Below are 19,892 nucleotides of genomic sequence, written 5' to 3' on the forward strand. Positions count from 1 at the left end.
GCTAGGAGTCTAATTTTACGACGATACCTTCATCACCTTCCAGTGGCATCAATGCTTCCAGCGTGCGATCATCCGCCCCCGCCACAGTAGATAACACCACCGTGCCCATCAGGCCTCGCTCACCGGCGCGGAAGAGCGCCGTACGGTGCGTTAAGTTCAGCACCACCAGGAACCGCCTGCCACCGACCTCTTCGCGGATATACGACACCAGCTGGTGATCGCCATATACCGGGGTATAATTTCCGACCGTGAAGGCCCGTTCCGCATTGCGCAGCTGCAGCAGCCGGCGATACAGCGAAAGCATCGACCCCGGATCGTTGCGCTGCAGCGATACGTTGCGCTGCGCGGCCTGGCGTTCGATGGGCAGCCAAGGCTGTACGGCCGAGAAGCCCGCATGGACCATCGTATCCCATTGCATGGGGGTGCGGGACGGGTCCCGGCTCAGGTTTTTGTCGGGCATCTGGAGACCTTGCGGATCCTGTATCTGGTTCCACGGTACGGGTACATCGCGCATGCCGATCTCGTCGCCGTAATACAACGTGGGTGTGCCACGCAGCGTTAACAACAACATGGCCGCGACCCGCGCCTGCTCGGAGCCGATGCGGCTGGCAATACGCGGCTGGTCGTGATTGCTCAACACCCAGTTGGGCCAGCCATCCAGAGGCAGCGCCCCTTCGTATTCATTTACGGCGGCGGCCACCGACGGCGCATTCCAGGGAAGCGTGATCAGTTGAAAATTGAATGGCAGGTGCGCACCGGTATTGTCCACACCATAGTAGGTGACGAGCTTGTGGATCGGCAGGTATATTTCGCCGATCATGACCCGATCGGTATAACCATCCAGCAGCGAACGCATGCGACGTACGATGTCGTGCACTTCGGGTTGGTCTGTGGAGTATACAGGTAATAACTGATCATAGGTGGCCATGTGCGGCTTATAGTCGGGGTTGGGCGGGTTGTCGCGCCATTGCCCGTCTTTGATCATATGCCACATGACGTCCACGCGAAATCCGTCGACGCCGCGGTCGAGCCAGCATTTCATAACGCCGAGCATGGCCTCCTGCACCTCGGGGTTGCGCCAGTTCAGATCGGGCTGTTCCTTCAGGAAGGCGTGATAATAATATTGCTTCGTAGCCTCGTCCCACTCCCACGCGGGACCACCGAAAGCAGCCAGCCAGTTGTTGGGCATCGTGCCATCTTCTTTCGCATCACGCCACAGATACCAATTGCGTTTCGGGCTCTGCCGCGACGAACGCGATTCGATGAACCAGGGATGCTGATCGGAGGTGTGGTTGGGCACCAGGTCGAGGATGAGCTTCATACCCCGCGCGTGGACGTCTGCAAGCAGCCCGTCGAAGTCGGCCAGGGTGCCAAAGAGCGGGTGTACATCCGTGTAGTTGGAAATATCGTATCCAAAGTCCGCCATGGGCGATGGATAGATGGGCGAAATCCACACGGCCTTTACGCCGAGCCATTGAAGATAATCCAGACGCTGCTGGATGCCGCGAAGATCGCCGATGCCATCGCCATTGGCGTCCTGAAAAGAGCGCGGGTAGAGCTGATAGATCACGCCGCTTTTCCACCACAACGGTGTTTCTGTAGAAGCTTCTTTCATTTTCCGTAGTAATGCATCGCGTGACAAAAAAAGCATGCCTTTGCCGGCAGCATCGCAACACCGGGGCTGGTGATGTTTTTCTACAGCCGCGCGCGGTGCAGTTTTTGTATCGATCTCTCCACAACCCGGCCTCGTATGAAAGAAATTATCGCCCGCATCAACCAATACCTGTTGCTCGCCATCCTGACAACGATCGTTTTATTTTATGGGAAAGTAGTGCTGGTGCCGGTCCTCTTTGCCGCCCTGCTGGCAATGTTGATGGCGCCGGTGTGCCGCTGGCTCGATGCCCGCGGCCTGTCGCGGCCGCTGTCCACGGCGATCTGCATCCTGATCCTGTTGATTTCGTTGCTGGCCGTTCTGGGCGTCGTGGTCGCAGAGATCTCCACCTTCGCGGGCGAAGCCGAAGCCATCGAAAAAAAAGCGAATGAGCTGCTCGCGACGCTGCAAAGATTTATTCAACAGAATGTTGGCGTGGAGCCGGAGAAGCAGATGACGATGGCAAAGGAGCAGGTGAAGAATATGGGAAAGTCAGCGGGCTCTTTTGCAGGGGCGTTCATCGGTGGTATTACCAATACCATTGCGGGGCTGCTGATCACGCTGGTGTTCACCTTTCTTTTTCTGTTCAACAAGGAACGTTATGAGTCGTTCTTCTTAAAATTATACAAGGACGAAGATACGGCCAGGGTAAAAGCGATCGTCAACCAGATCACCACCGTGGCCCAAAAATATCTCACCGGCCGCGTGATGTCCATTTTAACGCTCGCAACGCTCTATTCCATCGGTTTGTTGATCGTCGGCATCAAGAATGCCGTTTTGCTGGCAGGTATTGCGGCGCTGCTCACCGTCGTGCCGTATATCGGTTCAGTGATCGGCGGTATGTTTCCTTTTTTTATGGCACTTGTTACCGAAGACTCGCTGCAGCCGGCGGTTATGGTGGTGGTCGTGATCGTTGCCATCCAGATGATCGACAATTACTTTATTGAGCCGAACATGGTGGGGGGAGAAGTGAGCCTGAGTGCGTTTGCCTCTATTCTGGCGATCCTCGTGGGCGGTGTCGTCTGGGGGGTGGCGGGGATGGTGCTGTTCATACCGTTGTTGGGGATTGTAAAGATCGTGTGCGACCACGTGGAACCGCTGAAACCCCTGGGCTATGTGATGGGTGACCCCGACGGGAATAAGCCGTCGAAGATTAAGATTTGGATTCAAAAGAAGTTGGGGATAAAGGATAGGCGGAAGAAACGGCAACAGTAGGCATTTGCGAAAGCGGCGCTTTTTTGCACGCACACGGTCTCATCAGGTAGGTACCTGACGGCCAGATACAGAAATATTTTTATTTTTAGCCGTTCACCTTAGTCTATCGACCATGTTTATACCTGTTTTCTCACGGCGCGCGATCATTGGCGCATGTTTACTGCTGACAAGTCTTTCATCTGCCTGGGCGCAGCAGGCCTTTTATGCTACGGCGCTCAAGACCGAGCATCTCCAGGATCCCCTGGGGCTGGATGCTGCGGCACCGCGGTTTTCGTGGCGTATGGAAGATCCCCAGCCGGAGGCACGGCAGACCGCGTACCGGATCCTGGTGGATACCGATTCTGTCGCCGTGGCCGGCGGGCAGGGCACGATATGGAATTCAGATTGGGTCAATTCCAGCGAAACCTTGGCTACCTTTGGTGGAGCCGCGCTGAAACCTTTTACAAAATATTACTGGCGTGTAGACCTGGCGGATCACCGGCGGAAGCGTACCGTCACCGGCAGCGTGGCGCACTTCGAGACGGGTATGATGCAACCGCAAAATTGGAAAGGCGCGTGGATCACCGACAACCATAACATTGATTTCAAACCGGCGCCGTACTTCCGCCGCGTGTTTCGGACCTCGAAAAAGATCGTGTCGGCCCGGGCGTACGTAGCCGCCGCGGGACTTTTTGAATTGTATGTCAATGGCCGGAAGGTTGGCAACCACCGGCTGGACCCGATGTATACGCGCTTTGACAAACGCAACCTCTATGTGACGCACGATGTGACGGCGTTGATACAGTCGGGTGGCAATGCGATCGGCGTACTCCTGGGAAATGGATGGTATAATCATCAGTCTACGGCCGTGTGGGATTTCCATAAGGCGCACTGGCGTGCGCGCCCGGCGTTTTGCCTGGATCTGCGCATTACCTATGCCGATGGTACAACGGAGGTTATCGGCTCGGGCGCCGATTGGAAAACATCGCTTAGCCCGGTCGTGTTCAACAGCATCTATACCGCCGAGCATTATGACGCCCGCCGCGAGCAGCCCGGATGGGATACGGCCGGCTTCGACGACACATCCTGGACAAACGCCAGGACGCGTCAGGCACCGTCGGGAAACATCGTGGCGCAGGTGTTGCATCCGATCCGGAATGTGGAAGAGATCACCGCGAGCATGCGCAAGTTCAATGATACCACCTATGTGTTCGACCTTGGACGCAACATCGCCGGTGTCAGCAAACTGACCGTAACGGGTGCCGCGGGCACCGTGGTGCGGCTCAAACATGGCGAACGGCTTTATGCCAACGGGCATGTCGATCTCTCCAACATCGACGTGCACTACCGGCCCAAAGACAACACCGATCCTTTTCAGACCGACATCGTCATCCTGAGTGGCAAGCCGGAGGAAACGTTTATGCCCCACTTTAACTACAAAGGATTTCAATACGTAGAGGTGACCAGCTCCGCGCCGGTGACATTGCAAGCAAAAAGCCTGGTGGGATATTTTATGCATAGCGATGTGCCAACGGTCGGCAGCCTGAAAACGTCGGAGCCGCTGGTGAATACCATCCTGCAAGCCACCAACAACTCGTACCTGTCCAATCTTTTCGGTTATCCGACAGATTGCCCGCAACGCGAAAAGAACGGCTGGACAGGCGACGCCGCCATTGCAATTGAGACCGGGCTCTATAGCTTTGACGGGATCACGATCTATGAAAAGTGGCTGGCCGATCACCGCGATGAACAACGACCCAACGGCGTACTGCCGTCGATCATTCCGACAGACGGGTGGGGCTACGAATGGGGCAACGGCCCGGATTGGACCAGCACGATCGCGATCATTCCCTGGAACCTGTATCTCTTCTACGGAGACAGCAAGCCGTTGGCAGATTGCTACGCCAACATCAAGCGGTATGTCGACCACATCGATAGCATCAGCCCGACGGGGCTGACAACGTGGGGACTGGGCGATTGGGTGCCCGTAAAATCCAAATCACCCGTGGAGCTGACATCGACTTGCTACTATTATGCCGACGCCGTGATCCTGGCAAAAGCGGCCAGGCTGTTTGGTCATACAGCCGATCACGCAAAGTATACCGCATTGGCGGAGAAGATCCGGACTGCCTTTAACACCAAGTACCTGAACCGGCAGACAGGTATCTATAACACCGGCCTGCAGACGGAATTAAGCGCACCCTTGTTTTGGGGATTAGTACCCGACGATATAAAGGGCCGCGTCGCCGCCAATCTCGCCAAACGCGTCGCCGCCGACGGATTTCATTTGGATGTAGGCCTGCTGGGACAAAAGGCTATTTTGAATGCCTTGAGCGAAAATGGCTACGCCGATATAGCCTACAAGGTAGCAGCACAACGAACGTATCCGTCCTGGGGCTGGTGGGTCGTGAACGGCGCGACGACGTTATATGAAAACTGGAACATTCAGGCGGCAAACGATATTTCGCTCAACCACATTATGTTCGGCGAGATCGGAGCCTGGCTATATAAGTCGCTGGGCGGTATAAAGCCCGACGCCACGCAGCCCGGGTTTAAGCACGTACTGTTGCAGCCGCACCCGGTAAAAGAACTCGGCGAAGCCGACGTCACACACACCGGCCCGCAAGGAACCGTTCGATCACATTGGTGGTGGGAAAATGGAAAACTGCGCTACAACGTCGTTGTCCCCGCCAACGCAACCGCCACGATCACGTTGCCCATAGTAGCCGGAACACGCGTGTACCGCGGCGCGAAACCCGTCACACGGCCTCAGGTAACCGTCGGCGCCGGCGAGCATACCTTCATCTGGAAATGACGTTCCGGACGTAGGGCGGTCTCCCGACCGCCCCACCGGTAACGTCGTACCCCAGGACATTCGCAAACAACCTCCGCCAAAGCCGAGTCCCAACCCGACCAACACACAGCATACCACGCCCCAGCCCGGTATAATTGCCCAAAAATCAAGTATCTTTGGAGCATGCTACGGCCCGTCCCCTCGCCTGTCCTGCGCATCCCGCTGTGTTTGTATCTGCTTGTGCTTGTCAGCATAGGGATCACGTCCGTGGCTTACAGCCAGCTCCCCGCCATCACATTTGAAACGATCTCATCAAAAGACGGCCTGCCCGGAAATACCGTACTGTCCGCCGTGCGCGACAAGGCTGGATTTATGTGGTTCGGAACCCGGCAGCATGTAGTACGTTACGACGGCGCCACATTCAAGAGCTTTACAGAACCGGAGACGAGCTTTGTCACCGGCCTGGCCGCGGATGCCAACAACGACGTCTGGTTATCGTCGGACCGCAACGGGCTTTGCGTGATCCGCCACGATACACAGGCGATGGAGTGTTTCCCGCAGACACCGCAGCTCACAGACCTCGAGACCACGGGATACTTTTTTCTGGATCGCCACCGGCAGGGCTGGTTCAGCGACCGCGACGGTGTGAACCGCATCGATCTGGCTACCGGCAAACGCAGGCACTATACGCTGCGCAAGTCCACGTATGTGTGGATGAAGGCGATCTTTACGGAAGATTCCGACGGCAACCTGTGGGTCGTAGGCCGTGACAATGGATTGTTTCGCTTTGACCGTGGGCGCGATACATTGACCTGCGTGCTGGGGGCCGACTGTACGCAGGCACCCGGCAACGAGCCCATGCTGTTCGCCTCCGCGTGTGCCGGCGCAGACGGCATGCTGTGGCTGGGATCTTACAACAATGGGCTGATCCGCTACGACACCCGCCGCAACACCTGGCGCCAGTTCTTTACCGGCCGGCGCAGCAACCAGGTGAACAGCGTGGCGTGCGGCAGCGACGAGAACGGTCGCCCCATCGTATGGGTGGGCGACAACCAGGGGCTTGGCGTCTTCCGCCAGGACCAGGAAAAGTTTTATTTCTTCCCCGGCATATTACCCCATGCATACGAGGTGAACTATATCTACCGCGACCCGGAAAACGGTATCGTGTGGACGTGTACGTCGGAGGGCATCATCAAATACAACCCCGAGAGCAACCTGGTCCGCACCCTCCTGCTGCCCCCGGGACTTGTCTCCTTTCCCGTCACGATCAACACGGTCGTGACCGATCCGCACGACAGCACCCGCGTCTACCTGGGCCTGTCGCACACCGGAATGATCTGCTGGGACCGGCGAAAGAATGACTTCACGCTGGTGCGCTACCCGGCCGAATCCGCGGACACGCGCTGGATGATCGCGCGGACGGACGGTAGGGTGTGGATCGGTACGAACCGGTGGGATTACCGGCGGCCGGGCATCCTGGTATACGACACGCATCGCAAAAAATTCACGACCACGCCGCTCAGTCAGCAGGCCAACCGTTATTACTCGGTGCCCTTTTTTATGTACGGCGAGTTCGACACCCGGCACCGCCTGTGGATCGGCAACTCCGACGAAGGTATCCACGGCGTGGACAGCCGAACGCTTCAGGACATCACGCCCTGGGACACGGCCAGCCAACGCGCGTTGCTCCACAACAACAACCTCATCAACGATCTGTGCTTCGGCCCGGACGGACGCCTCTGGCTGGGTACCATGCAGGGTATATACTATGGCGACACCGTGTCGCAGACATTCGTACCGGCAGACCCGGCCGGTATTGCGGCGCGGATACACGATCTGTCGGTCAACACGCTGCTGCACGACCGCCAGGGCAACCTGTGGGCTGCCCGCTGGGGTAGTTTAACCTGTCTTTCCCCCGCAGGGGCCATGGTGACCGTGCTCACGACGCGCGACGGTTTTGTCGACCGCCAGATCGAAGGCCTCGCCGAAGACCACGCCGGCAACATCTGGGCGGGTAACTATGAAGGCTTGTATTGCTACCACGCCGCCTCGGGAAATCTCAAACGCTTTACCACCAACGACGGGCTGATCAGCAACAACACCCTGGGGCACGTGTTCACCAGCCCCAGCGGCCGGGAGCTCTATATCGGCCAGCAGAATGGCGTCAACCTGATCGACGCCAGTCACCTGCTGCGGCCCACGGCACAAGCGACCCTGGGCATCAGCAGTTTCAAGGTGCACGAACAGGAGCGCGCCGTGGACCTGCAGCAGGCCATCCGGCTCCAGCCCGAAGAGAATGCCTTCAGCGTCGACTTCATCGCGCTGAATTACCGCAAGCAACACGACAACGTCTACGCATACTATCTGGAAGGTTTTGAAAAGGATTGGAATCACAGCGGCGCGCAGCACCTGGCATACTATACCAACCTGAGCCCCGGCCGCTATACCTTGCGCCTCAAGGCCGGCGACGTTCTGGGACATTGGAGCTCAGCGGTATCCTCCATTCAAATCGAAGTCCTGCCCGCCTACTACGAAACGGCATGGTTCCGCACGCTGGTGGTGCTGGCGGTTAGCGGCCTGTTGTATGGATTATACCGCTATCGCATCAACCAGCTGCTGCGCCTGCAGCACGTGCGCAACCGTATTTCGGCAGACCTGCACGACGAGCTGGGATCATCGCTCAGCGGCATCAGCATTATGGGCGCGCTGGCGAAAAAGGACCTGCCGGAATCACACCCCTCGGCCTCGTTCGTTGAGCGCATGGTGGAAGAAGTACAGCAGATGAGCAGCTCGCTGGACGACATCGTCTGGAACATCAGCCCGCGCAACGACGCCTTGTCGAGCCTGGTGGCGCGCATGACCCGCTACGCTTCGGAGCTGTTTGAGGCGCGGCAGATCCACTATACCATCACCGTGCCGGAGCATTTTGACAACGTGCGGCTGTCGATGGAGCAACGGCGCAACTTCTACCTGATCTTCAAAGAGTCGGTCAACAACCTGATCAAATACGCGCGCTGCCGGCATGCGACGGTGCACATTGCGGTAGAAAAGAAAAAGCTCTCGATGACGATTGCCGACGACGGCATTGGCTTTGACCCGGCGGCGGCGCACGGGCGGAACGGGCTCCTCAATTTGCGCCAGCGGGCCAATAGTCTCAACGGCACACTTCATATCGCGTCGGCCCGCGGCCAGGGCACCTCGCTGCAGCTGGAGTTTCCGATCGGTTAAAGGACGACTCCCCAAACGGGTTATTGCAAGACCCGCGGTAACGTTTTTGCTTTGTGTTATTAAAAGTGTGACAAACTTCCGCTATTTTCCCGAAGGCTACGACCGGTATATGCAATCGATCCGTGTTTCCATCTATGAAGACAACGCCAAGCTACGCGACCTGCTGGAGCTGCTGATCACCCATGCCGACGGGTTTGTACTGGCAGGCTCCCATCCCGACTGCCGCTCAGTAGAAGGTGAGATCCGCACGGACGCGCCCGACGTAGTGATCATGGACATCGATATGCCCGGCCGTAGCGGCCTGGAGGGTGTCCGCATTGTAAAAGAAACCGACGTGAACATCCGCGTGCTGATGCACACCGTCTTTGACGACGACGACAAGCTGTTCACCTGCCTCACCAACGGTGCCGACGGCTACCTGCTCAAAAAAGATTCTTCCGCGCAGCTGGTGCGCGCCGTACAGGAAGTCTACGAAGGCGGCGCCCCAATGTCGCCCGGCATCGCACACCGCGTGCTGGAAGCATTTCGTCAACCAAAGCCATCAGCAAAAAAAGAGTACAATATCACCGACCGCGAGCAACAGGTGTTAGAGCTGCTTTCGCGCGGATTCTCCTACCGGATGATCGGCCTGGAGATCAGCATCTCACCCGAGACCGTAAAAAAACACCTGAAGAATATCTACCAAAAGCTGCACGTACAGTGCGGCCCCGAAGCGGTAGCTAAGGCCATACGCGAGCGGATTATTTGACACAGCATCTGGCGCGAGGTATTGTCATAAGAAGCCGTGCTGAATTGATAATTCTCTACTCTCCAGACTCCCCCGGTAACGTCGTAAGCTGGATAACCATACACCTGCACGCCCACATCACACAACACATCCCCCAAACGGGTTATTGCCAGACACACACCCAACAATTTGCTTTGCATTAGTAAAGACATCCCTCAAAAGACTTACTATGAAGCGCTACCTCCATAATTCCCCTTCCCTCGTTGCAACTGCCTGCTGGCTGGCCGCCATATTCCTGGCGGCCGGCTGCAGCAGTGACGACGACTCCGGCAATAACAACGACAACGATGACCCGAAACCTACATTTTATGTCGACGGAACGACATTGAAAGACCCCTGTGGCGACGTAGTGATCCTGCGTGGGATCAACAAGATGAGTGTATTCGATGAAGGCGACTCCAACGGCGATACCTATTTACCCGAGATCGCCAAGTCCAACGCCAACTGTGTGCGCATTGTATGGCAGGCGACCTATAGCAACGGGCAGCCTGCGTCCATCCCGCAGCTCGAAACGCTGATACAGAAATGCATCGCGTTAAAAATGATCCCGATGGTAGAAATGCATGATGCCACCTGTAACCTGGACGGTCTGCCGGCCGTGGTCGACTATTGGACGCGGACAGAAATGGTGGCGCTGGTAAAAAAGTATGAGCACGCATTGCTGGTCAACATCGCCAACGAAGCCGGCGATTATGAAGTTACCGCGAATGCATTTGTGGCCGCCTATAAAACAGCGATCACCCGGCTGCGCAACGCCGGCTTTCGCACACCCCTCTTTATCGACGCGCCCGACTGTGGAAAGAACCTGGAAGTGCTGGTGCCGGCAGCCACTGCTTTACAAGCACATGATCCCGACCACAACCTGATGTTTTCCGTGCACACCTATTGGTCGAAGATGGCGGTCGCCAACGCACAGCCTACATTCATCAAAGACCAGCTCGACGCGGCCGCCGCCGCGAATGTACCGCTTATCATCGGAGAACTTTGTGCCTTCGGCGGTTGGGCGGGTATAGATGCACCGGACTACGCCGCGTGCGGCGATCCGGGCGCCGTAGATTACAAGACCGTGTTAGAAGAAGCCTCGCGTCACGATATGGGATACCTGATCTGGGAATGGGGACCAGGAAATGGCTACTACCATTACAACCCTCCCGTGCTTTGCCCCGGGATGGATATGACGACGGATGGAACGTATCAGTCCATCGTCAATATCCCTGTGGGCGATCCGACGAAAGGATGGATCCGCGATGTCGTGATCGATCACGCGAACGGCCTGCGCAAAAGCGCCGGCAAGACCGCTTATATGGAGCGGGGCTTTGCTTGTGAATAAGTGGAACTGAAACCGGCGCACGTCTGAGCGAAGCTGTGATCCCGATAGCCATCGGGAGCGCCTTGAAACTGTAGGCCGTTTGCAACTGCCGCGCTCCCTAGAAAAACGGTATACTATAGATCTGCAAAAAACCATCAGCATCATACCGGTTATACACCAATCGGTCGCCGCGGTGGCTCCATAACGCTCCGCCTACGGGAGCCCGGGCATCATCTGTTCGGACAGTGAGGCGGCGGGGCATGCCGCCGGCGGCGTCGATCACCCAGACACTGTTATCGGCAAGGAAGGAGATCCACCTGCCATCGGGGCTGATGTTATGCTGGCCCTGGACGGCGCACGCCAGATACGTAAGCGGAATGATGTGTCCACCGGTTGTCGGTACGCGGTATACTTGCACCAGGCCGGCGTCATCTTTCATAAGGAAGTAGATCTCCGCTCCGTCGGGTGACGTGCGCAGGCGGAAACGCGGGCCCTGCAGGCCGGGATATTTGCGCTGGGTAGTATCGGTCACGCGACGCTGGTATATACCACGGGGCACCTGCGGGCGCATGTGCGGGGTGCCGGCAAGGGGCAGACCGTCAGCCGGCTGGGTGATGTCGGCGGGCAGGTCGGCTACGAATACTTCGGTGACGACGGCGCCGTCTTCGCGGCGTACATTACCCTGAAACGCTATCGCGCGGGTGTGGTGTTGCCCGTTATCGTCGAGGTACCCGTCCTGACCGATCCAGCATTCGTCAAAGGCCTTTTCGATATCGTCGCTACCGGGGCGTGGATGTTCGGTGACGGTGGCTACCACCACGGTAAAATATTCGCCGGAAAAGTTCTCGCAATCGGTAACGGGTACGGCTACGCGCTGCACCGGCGCCATCACACCGACGGTGCGCAGGTCTTGCTCGAACACCGCGTCGTTATAGGTAAAGCTGATCCACGCGCCATCGCCGCTCCAGGTATGGGCATGTGTGCCGCCACGCAGGGCACCGGGTATAAAAGGCCCTTGCACCGTACGGGCATCGGCATGGCGTATGGCACGGGTGCCGTGTGGCTTGAGCAACGCGCCAAACCGCCGGGTAATGCCATAGGGCTTCACGGCGTCTGCATTTTGCAGGCCATGGATAAAGATGATCTCGTCGCGGCCTGGGTTCCAGGCAACAGCCCCTACACCGGGGCCATGGATGGTTTGTTGGGAAGTAGTATACAGGCGCACAACCTCGCCCGTGGCGATCTGCACCATCTCGATGCCCTCGGTACGGCCGATGTGCGTATCGTCGTTGCGGGTATCGTACACCACCCAGCTGTCGTCAGGTGAAAACACCTGCGTTGCATGGAGCGTATGGCCGTATCTACCGGACGTGTGCTGTTGTTCGGGCATAGGAATATTCGGCCGCAAGCTATTAAAAATTAGTAAAACGATTTCGGTCTCAAAGGTAGCTTAGCGGCGTTCGTCGACAGGGGGTATTTTGTTTATCAATGTATTAAGTTTTCCGGCGGTCTTTTGCAGGTCAAAGGCATCGTAAAGTGTACCCGTGGCGGTAAAGGCTTCGTAGGAAAGCACATCGCCTTCAATGTGTATCACCTGGAACAGCTGCGTGTTACCCGCGCGTCGTTCCATCCACGGGCTGGCGGACAGTCCGTACATCTTCGGACCGCTGACCGACACGACATACATCGTGCCCGACGTACGGTCGCTATAAGCAGCGCCCGTGGGAACATTCCCTACCCGGCCGCGTCCGTAAGCATGATCGTGTCCTTGTAACACCAGGTCTACATGGTGTTTGTCCAGCAGCGGTTTGAGGCGTTCCCGTAGCTTTTCATTGTCGCGGCCTTCGGCGGTCGAGAACACGGGATAGTGCAGGGTGACGACCGTCCACTTGCGTGGATCGTTAGTCAGTACCGAGTCGAGCCACTCCAACTGGCGCTTGCGGCGGCCGAGTACGTGGTCGATCTGTACAGCATCGAGCGAAATGACCTTCAGGTCGGAATAGTTTACAGCATAACACGTCTCTTTTAATCCGGCAGGTCCGTTTTGCGGAAGATTGAATTGCGGCTGCCATTGCGGCGACAACCTGCCGTGGTGGTACTCATGGTTGCCGGGTGTAGCGAGGCTCGGCACCATGGCATGCAGAAAATTACCGGCATAAAACCATTCGCCCCATTCTGCGTCGTTGTCATAATGGTGGATGAGGTCGCCGGCATGCAACATGAAGTCTACCTGCGGGGCGGTTTTAAAGGCCTCCCGGATCACCCGCGACCACATGGATTTGATCTCGTTCTGCGCATCGCCAAAATACAGGAAGGACAGTTTTTGGTGCCGCATATCGGGCAGCCGCAGCTGATACCACTCGCTCCACGCATCCCGGTTACCGACACGGTATACATAGCGCCGGCCGGGCGTCAGCCCCTCTACGTGTGCGGAAAAATAATGGGCAATGACCTTTACGCCATCGTCCTGCTTTACCTGTAACAGCTCGCGGCGGGCGGGCTGGCGATCCACCTGTTCGGCAAACTCGGGGCCGTCGGTCGCCACGGTCCATTCCAGCGTGCCGGTAGCGACGGTGGTGTCGGTTCGCCAGTTGACGGCGAAAGATGTTTCGGGGGTGGCGGTGACGTTCAGTATGACGCGGTCGGGCATGCGCGTCGGAGGCTGTGGCGTCGGCACCTGCGCCAGGGCCGAGGTCCAGCCCGATACCAGTCCGAAAGCCCAGAAGAGTCGTGACAGCGTGTTGAGGATCATCCTACAAGATACCATTTTGAGGACTCGCTTCAACGGTACACGCGCGGCGACCTCCATTTTACCAGGTTGTTACTTCTCACTTATGCGGTAGGATGTAATATTTGGCGATAATTCGGATAGTTATACACCCTCAATTTGCCTTACCTTTCGGCCGTTTTTTATTTCTACCCTGCATGAAGACCGTTAAATTCCTGTCACTGCTGATCGCGTTGTCGGTTGTCGGCGCGCCCCTGTCGGCACAGGATACGCTGAAACACAGACGCCGTAATTTCCAGAACCTCTTTACCGACAACGACAAACCGACGTCGGGCGAATATATGTTGCGCATCGGCGAAGTGCACCAGGCGCTGCACCGCCTGGAAAACGAGATCCCCCTGCGGCCGGAGGTACTGATGCTGGACGGCAAGCTGCGCGAGTGCGACACGGCGCTGGTGCTGGTAGAGCAGAACCTGGAGAAGTACAGCGCGGCCCTGAACCTGCGCAACCTGCAGATGTTCAGCGTTCTTCTGCAAAACGTGCAGCACGACCTCGACCGGTACAGCGTGCGCATCCAGGCAGCAGACACGTCCTTGCAAGGACTGCGCAAGGAGCTGCGCACCCTGCGCCGCGACTCGCTGCTGCGCCAGTTGTATAAAGATACCGTCAACCGTAAACTGCTCCTGCCCCACCTGCGCGAGCTGCGCTCCGCCTGGCGCGCAACGGACAGCCTGCTGCAATACAACCTCAACATCGTCAACACGCTCAAGACCGGTGTTTCCGAGAAATCGATCCGCGCGTCCGACCTGTTCAACCAGATCGAAGAACGGCTTACGCGCTCGGGGATCCAGGCCTTTAGCAAAGAGTATAATTTCCTGTGGGAGCCCGCCCCCGTCGTAACGACCGAATTTAAGGAAGAGCTCGACAACTCGTACCGCTCGGGCCGGAAGGCATTGGATTTTTACTTCCGCGATTCATCGGGGCAGCGTGCCCTGATGTGGCTGCTCGGCCTTGCGTTCTACCTGTGGGTACTGGCCAACCTGCGCACGCTCAAACGCAATAACAAACGCGAGTCGCTGGCAGCCTATGGAGTTACCTATCTGACCACGCAGCCCCTGGCTGCGTCGCTGGCGGTGATGTTAAGCCTGGCGCCGCTGTTTGACCTGAATGCACCCGCGGCTTATGTCGAGTCGGTGCAATTCCTGCTGATGGTAGTAGTGACGCTCGTGCTGCGCAAACACTGGCCGCGCTCGCTGTTTCACTACTGGCTGGCGGCGATCGGGCTGTTCCTCTTGTTCTCGTTTACGAACCTCATCCTGTCGCCCGGACGACTGCAACGTTTGTGGATGATCGGCCTGAACATTGCGGCCATCGTCTTCGGCATCTTGTTCCGCTCCCGGGTGCCCGAGCACATTCAGCTGCGCCGGTTCATTCGCACGGTGATCGTTCTCTTTATCGTACTCAACGCGCTCGCAATCCTCTTCAACCTCTTTGGCCGGTTCTCGCTGGCGCGCATCCTCGGCACCGCCGGAATCTTTGCGCTGACACAGGTAATGGGCCTTTCGGTATTGGTCAAAACGATCATCGAATCGATCCTGCTCCAGATCCAGACGATCCGGGTGAAAGAGAACATCGAACAGCCGTTCGAACCTGCCGGCATCATCAGCGACTTCCGGAAACCCATGATCGTGATCGCCTTGCTGATGTGGCTGACGGTATTAAGCATCAACCTCAATATCTTCGATCCACTCTTCAATGCGTTTCACACGATCGTGAATGCGTCGCATAAGATCGGCAATACTTCCTTTACACTGAGCAGCGTGGGATTGTTCTTTGCGATCATCTGGCTGGCGCATTTGGTCCAACGATACCTGGGCTACTTCTTTGGCGACACCGGCGACCATGATTTTGGTGACAGCCCCGCCAACCGGTCCAAGCTCGTGGTAACGCGCCTGGTATTGCTCGGCGCGGGCTACCTGCTGGCGATTGCCGCCTCGGGATTACCCATCGACAAGATTACCATCGTGCTGGGCGCCCTGGGTGTCGGTATCGGTTTGGGCTTGCAGAATATCGTGAACAACTTTGTGTCGGGTATCATCCTGATCTTCGACCGGCCGCTGAAGATCGGCGACTCGATCGAAGTCGGCGGAAAATCCGGACGGGTAAAAGAGATCGGACTGCGGTCCAGCACACTCTTCACAGCCGACGGCGCCGAAGTGATTATACCCAACGGCGATATGCTCTCCCAGCAGATCGTAAACTGGACGCTCAGCAACAACCACAGACGGATCGAGATCAAAACAACCCTCGAAACCACCGAGAGCAAGGATGTAGTCGTAGCCGAAGTCGTTTCCATCATCAAATCGGGCACCTATATCCTGAAAAAGCGCGAGCCTGTGGTGCTGGTAGAAGATATCTCACAAAGCGAGATCACACTGGTGATCCGGTTCTGGTGCGACGACGTATTTAAAGCGGACCTGGCCGAAAGCGAAGTAAAGTATCTTTTGTATAGCAAACTCAAAGAGAAGGGAATCGCCGTAAAATAAAAGGGCTGTGCCAGACAGTATCTGACGCAGATGCGTCAGATACTGTCATAAAAATCAGCGAGCCCAGGCTCAAACCGCTATCGGTAAACAACAAGTCGTTTATAGACCGCGCCCCGCCCGGTCTGAACACGCAGTATAACGATGCCTGAAGAACCAACAGGCAAGTCGATTCCGATCGTATTCCCATCAACGACCCAACGGCAGTCCGTTGCCTCTCCCGCCACAGTATATACCTGCATGGATTCCACATCTGCCGGTTGCATACCAAAAAGGTACACACGCCCTTGCCACGCAGGATTGGGATATACCGTCAGCTGATCACCCGACGCCTCCGGCAAGCCCGTCACCGTGGTATTCCAACGAGTAGGCAGCGTGGCGATCTCCACAGGATCCAGCGCCGTATTATACAGACGGACCTCGTCGAGGGTACCCTGCAGATAATACTCGCGCTCGCCGGTGGACTTTTGCCCGAACGTCAACGCCTTACCCGTCGTTTGAATAAGCCCCGTATGCGCCAGAAAGGTATCCGGCACGCCGTCGGTATAAAGCTCCAGCGAATAGCCGGTATAGAGCGCTGTAACATGATAAAACTTGTTTAGCAGGATGGGAAACGAGCTGTCAAGATCACGGGTGCCGGTGCTTGTACGGACGGTCCAGCGAATGCGGCGGTCGGGCGTGATGGAAAGCTTCCAGCGTTCTTCCCAGCTGCCGTGGGAAAGGATAAACGACTCCTGCCCTACGGCGTCAATGCGGATCCAGCAAGAAACGGTCAGGTGGTCCTGCACATTCAGCGATGGCCGGTTCGGCACTGTAATGATATCATCACCCGTGGTAAAATGATACGCACTGCCCACGCGGCCGCGGGCATCGGCAGCGGGTTGGGTGCCGGTGGCTTCTCCGTGGTAGGCACTGCCACTATAGTCTTGTGTATCGCCGTCGAGGGGATAGTAGGCAAAAGGTGTCGCCGGCGTGTCGTGAATGACCTTGACCAGCACCGCATAGGTGCCTGACGCTGCCAGGTCATAGCGATTGGACACCGTACAGGTAAGGGTATAGAGGCCGTCGGCTGCGGGCAACGTCCACACCAGCAGCGAGTCGTTAGAGTGGGCGGTTCCTTCGGGTACGTTCCAGGTGTATTGCAAGGGTTCAGTGCCGGCCTGTGTGACCCGGCAAAGGATGCGGGCATCCTGTCCCGTTTCATAATAGCGCTGATCGGCCACGAAGGTTTCGATGACCGGCACCGTGGGGACATGTTCATATACCTGCACGGTGACGCTGTCTTTTACAGTCACGCCCTCCTGCGTGATCGACAACACGATTGTATAGATGCCCTCCTGCCCGGTTGACGTCCACGAGAAAGTTCCGGCCGATGTGCTGACGGGCTGGTCGTTCACCGTCCACTGCCAGGCAGCCTCAGGGCTGACGGGGCTTTCCAGCGTCGCATAGACCGGCACGTCCTGGTCAAACCCCACGTTCGCTTCTGCAACGGCCAGGGACTTGATGCGCAGCGCCGGCGCATAGTCATAACGGTAATGATAATCCACGACAACGTCGCCGGCATACAGCATGCCGTCGCGCGCGGTGGTTTCCGTCCCGGCGGGCAGGTACGTCAGTAATACAGCTTCATCCGCGGCGATGGATATGGTAGCGTTGCCGCTTACCCCCTGCGCGACCACCGTTTCGCGGATGGCATCATAGACGTCGTAGCTGCCATCTCCCAGCCCGAGGGTAACGACATGGGCTTCGTCGTGTGGATTATACAGCAGGTACGAGGCAAACGGGGGATCGCCGGTAAAGTCGGTCTTGTTCACATCGAGCGCGAGTATACCTTCAACATCCGTGGTGGCGACAACAGACGCAAGATAGCCCACGTGAGACGACCCGTACAGGCCCAGGTTGGTTTGCGCCCAGCCGTTGCGTTTGGCATCGCCGGTGCCGTACAGGGCAGTACCCTGCCAGCTCTCCTTGAGTGCTTCGTAGGCAATCACCGACTGTGGGTCGTGGGCGCTGCTCCAGGCATAGTCGTCCTGTTGATCGGCGGGGAGGTATGCGGGATATAACAGGCGGCTGGCATTGGCCAGGTTCAGAATCCATTTCGCAATGGCGCGCGCATAGCGTTTATCATAACGCGTAAGAGGTACCAGGGCCGCGGCTTGCTGGTACCCGTTCATGAGAAAGGCATAGTCGTTGCCCTGGTCGTTGGCTTCGCCGATGAGACCGGATACATCCTGTCCATCCCACGTGCCGACGATCGTGCCCCACCCACGCAGCGGACCGCGGTCAAAGCACCAGTTCAGCATTTTGCCGACGTCGTAGCCAGCACGCTCGTTCGCATTGATGGCGGCGGCAACCTGGACGCCATAAGGTAATTGTAATTCGTAGGAAGGGTTCGCGTTCAAGGCGGCCAGGAAATCCAGCGCCTGCCGCGCACCGTTCAAATATCGTTTGTCATGCGTTGTCCGGTACGCATGGTATAGCAGCCAGGCGATGGCGCCGGCGGCTTCCGGCTCTTTTACGCCGTCGGTATTGCCACGACCTTCCGCCAGGTACCAGCCGCGGTAGTGCATATAGGGTACCGTCCACGGAGCGGACTTCCCTCCCATCGCTTGCACGGCTTCCAGCCAGCGGTCGGCGATGCGTATGTATTGCCCGGCAAAGCCGGGTGTGTCCGGGTACAGCGAATATAGCTGGTAGAAAAACACGTTGGGCATGACATCGTACCACCAATCGTTGCCGCTCAGCGCGGAGTAGCTGTTCAGGTATACATCCTGCCTGTTTTTAGCGTTGTAAAAGTCTTTGATCTTTTCCACCCAGTGGATGCCGTTCTGCTGCGCTTTGTCGATGCCCACCAGGGAGGCGCCTACGATGGCCGGTATGATGTTGATGGCCTCTGCCTGCGCGTGGCTGTTGGTGCCCACGTAGGTGTCGAGCAGGATGGGTTGCAGTGTCGGGTAATTTATACCGGCCGCGGCAAAACCGACCAGGGGCAGGTGCGTACCGGTTTGGGTTTGCGAAAATACAAAGGCATCATACTGACGGGCCACTTCCTTCCAGTCGCGCATGGCATACGGCGCGGGCAGGTTGGGCATTTGCTCCACGCGCGGCACGGAGAGCTGTCCCGGCTGGGCTACGCCGCTTCGGGATCCGAACACCAACGCCACCAGCAAAAAGAAGCTCCGGGTCGTAACAGTATATTTCATAAGGTCTGATCAGTATAATACGTTAAAAAAAAGCGTGCAGCCTTTCGGCCGCACGCTGCACACCAACATACCTGTACCTATGGCTTTTCACGATTGTAAATACTTTCGATCTGGGGACCCGACAACGCGGTTTTATAGATGCGGATTTCGTCGAGATAGCCCCGGAAGTAACCGCCCCACTCCAGCGGAATGATATGATCTTCTTCGAAGTTCTCGGTCGAGGCGGCATACTTGTCCGTCGGGAAGTCTTGCCCGAACACCAGGTTATACGGCTCGCCCGCGATGGACTTGGCCTCGCCCGGCGTGTTGTTCCATTCTTTGATCTTTACCCCGTCTACGTAAAAGATCATGTTGCCATCGCCAAACGTAGCCGCCACGTGATGCCACTCGTTGATGGGCAGGTTCTGCTCGGAGTCGCGGTCGTATGTGTCAGTGGCCGTCGCTATGGTCAGGAA

General features: G+C 57.3%; 11 protein-coding genes. 6 read left to right on the forward strand and 5 right to left on the reverse strand.

Features of this window, described 5'->3' with window-relative positions; all coding sequences use genetic code 11:
• Position 1: 1 nt before the first annotated feature.
• Positions 2-1,615, reverse strand: coding sequence for an alpha-amylase family glycosyl hydrolase (locus KK078_RS22125; RefSeq protein WP_254092507.1), 1,614 nt, complete (start codon positions 1,613-1,615; stop codon positions 2-4).
• 135 nt (positions 1,616-1,750) lie between these two features.
• Here KK078_RS22125 and KK078_RS22130 point away from each other — a divergent pair, with 135 nt between their 5' ends.
• The 5 genes from KK078_RS22130 (at position 1,751) to KK078_RS22150 (ending at position 10,984) form a co-directional block, all read left to right on the forward strand.
• Positions 1,751-2,866, forward strand: a complete 1,116-nt coding sequence (locus tag KK078_RS22130; protein ID WP_254092508.1) for an AI-2E family transporter — start codon at positions 1,751-1,753, stop codon at positions 2,864-2,866.
• Positions 2,867-2,978: 112 nt separating this feature from the next.
• Positions 2,979-5,660, forward strand: a complete 2,682-nt coding sequence (locus KK078_RS22135) for an alpha-L-rhamnosidase (RefSeq protein WP_254092509.1) — start codon at positions 2,979-2,981, stop codon at positions 5,658-5,660.
• 162 nt (positions 5,661-5,822) lie between these two features.
• Positions 5,823-8,867 (forward strand): sensor histidine kinase, encoded by a 3,045-nt coding sequence (locus KK078_RS22140; RefSeq protein ID WP_254092510.1) that lies wholly within the window; start codon positions 5,823-5,825, stop codon positions 8,865-8,867.
• Positions 8,868-8,934: 67 nt separating this feature from the next.
• Positions 8,935-9,615, forward strand: coding sequence for a response regulator (locus KK078_RS22145; protein ID WP_254092511.1), 681 nt, complete (start codon positions 8,935-8,937; stop codon positions 9,613-9,615).
• 208 nt (positions 9,616-9,823) lie between these two features.
• A complete protein-coding gene (locus KK078_RS22150; RefSeq protein WP_254092512.1) occupies positions 9,824-10,984 on the forward strand; it encodes a glycoside hydrolase family 5 protein in 1,161 nt (386 codons plus the stop codon).
• 97 nt (positions 10,985-11,081) lie between these two features.
• Here the strand turns inward: KK078_RS22150 and KK078_RS22155 are convergent, their stop codons facing one another.
• Positions 11,082-12,353, reverse strand: coding sequence for a DUF3748 domain-containing protein (locus KK078_RS22155; RefSeq protein ID WP_254092513.1), 1,272 nt, complete (start codon positions 12,351-12,353; stop codon positions 11,082-11,084).
• A gap of 60 nt (positions 12,354-12,413) precedes the next feature.
• On the reverse strand, positions 12,414-13,715 hold the full coding sequence (locus tag KK078_RS22160) for a purple acid phosphatase family protein (RefSeq protein ID WP_254092514.1): 1,302 nt from the start codon (positions 13,713-13,715) through the stop codon (positions 12,414-12,416).
• 173 nt (positions 13,716-13,888) lie between these two features.
• Between KK078_RS22160 and KK078_RS22165 the strand changes: the two genes are divergently transcribed.
• Complete coding sequence (locus KK078_RS22165) at positions 13,889-16,237, forward strand: mechanosensitive ion channel domain-containing protein (protein ID WP_254092515.1); 2,349 nt, start codon at positions 13,889-13,891, stop codon at positions 16,235-16,237.
• 77 nt (positions 16,238-16,314) lie between these two features.
• Here the strand turns inward: KK078_RS22165 and KK078_RS22170 are convergent, their stop codons facing one another.
• Both KK078_RS22170 and KK078_RS22175 read right to left on the reverse strand, forming a co-directional pair.
• A complete protein-coding gene (locus KK078_RS22170) occupies positions 16,315-19,437 on the reverse strand; it encodes a LamG-like jellyroll fold domain-containing protein (RefSeq protein WP_254092516.1) in 3,123 nt (1,040 codons plus the stop codon).
• A gap of 77 nt (positions 19,438-19,514) precedes the next feature.
• A partial coding sequence (locus tag KK078_RS22175) for a LamG domain-containing protein (RefSeq protein WP_254092517.1) occupies positions 19,515-19,892 on the reverse strand: 378 nt, incomplete at its 5' end.

It is taken from the genome of Dawidia soli, assembly GCF_018598185.1.
Taxonomy (GTDB): domain Bacteria; phylum Bacteroidota; class Bacteroidia; order Cytophagales; family Cyclobacteriaceae; genus Ohtaekwangia; species Ohtaekwangia soli.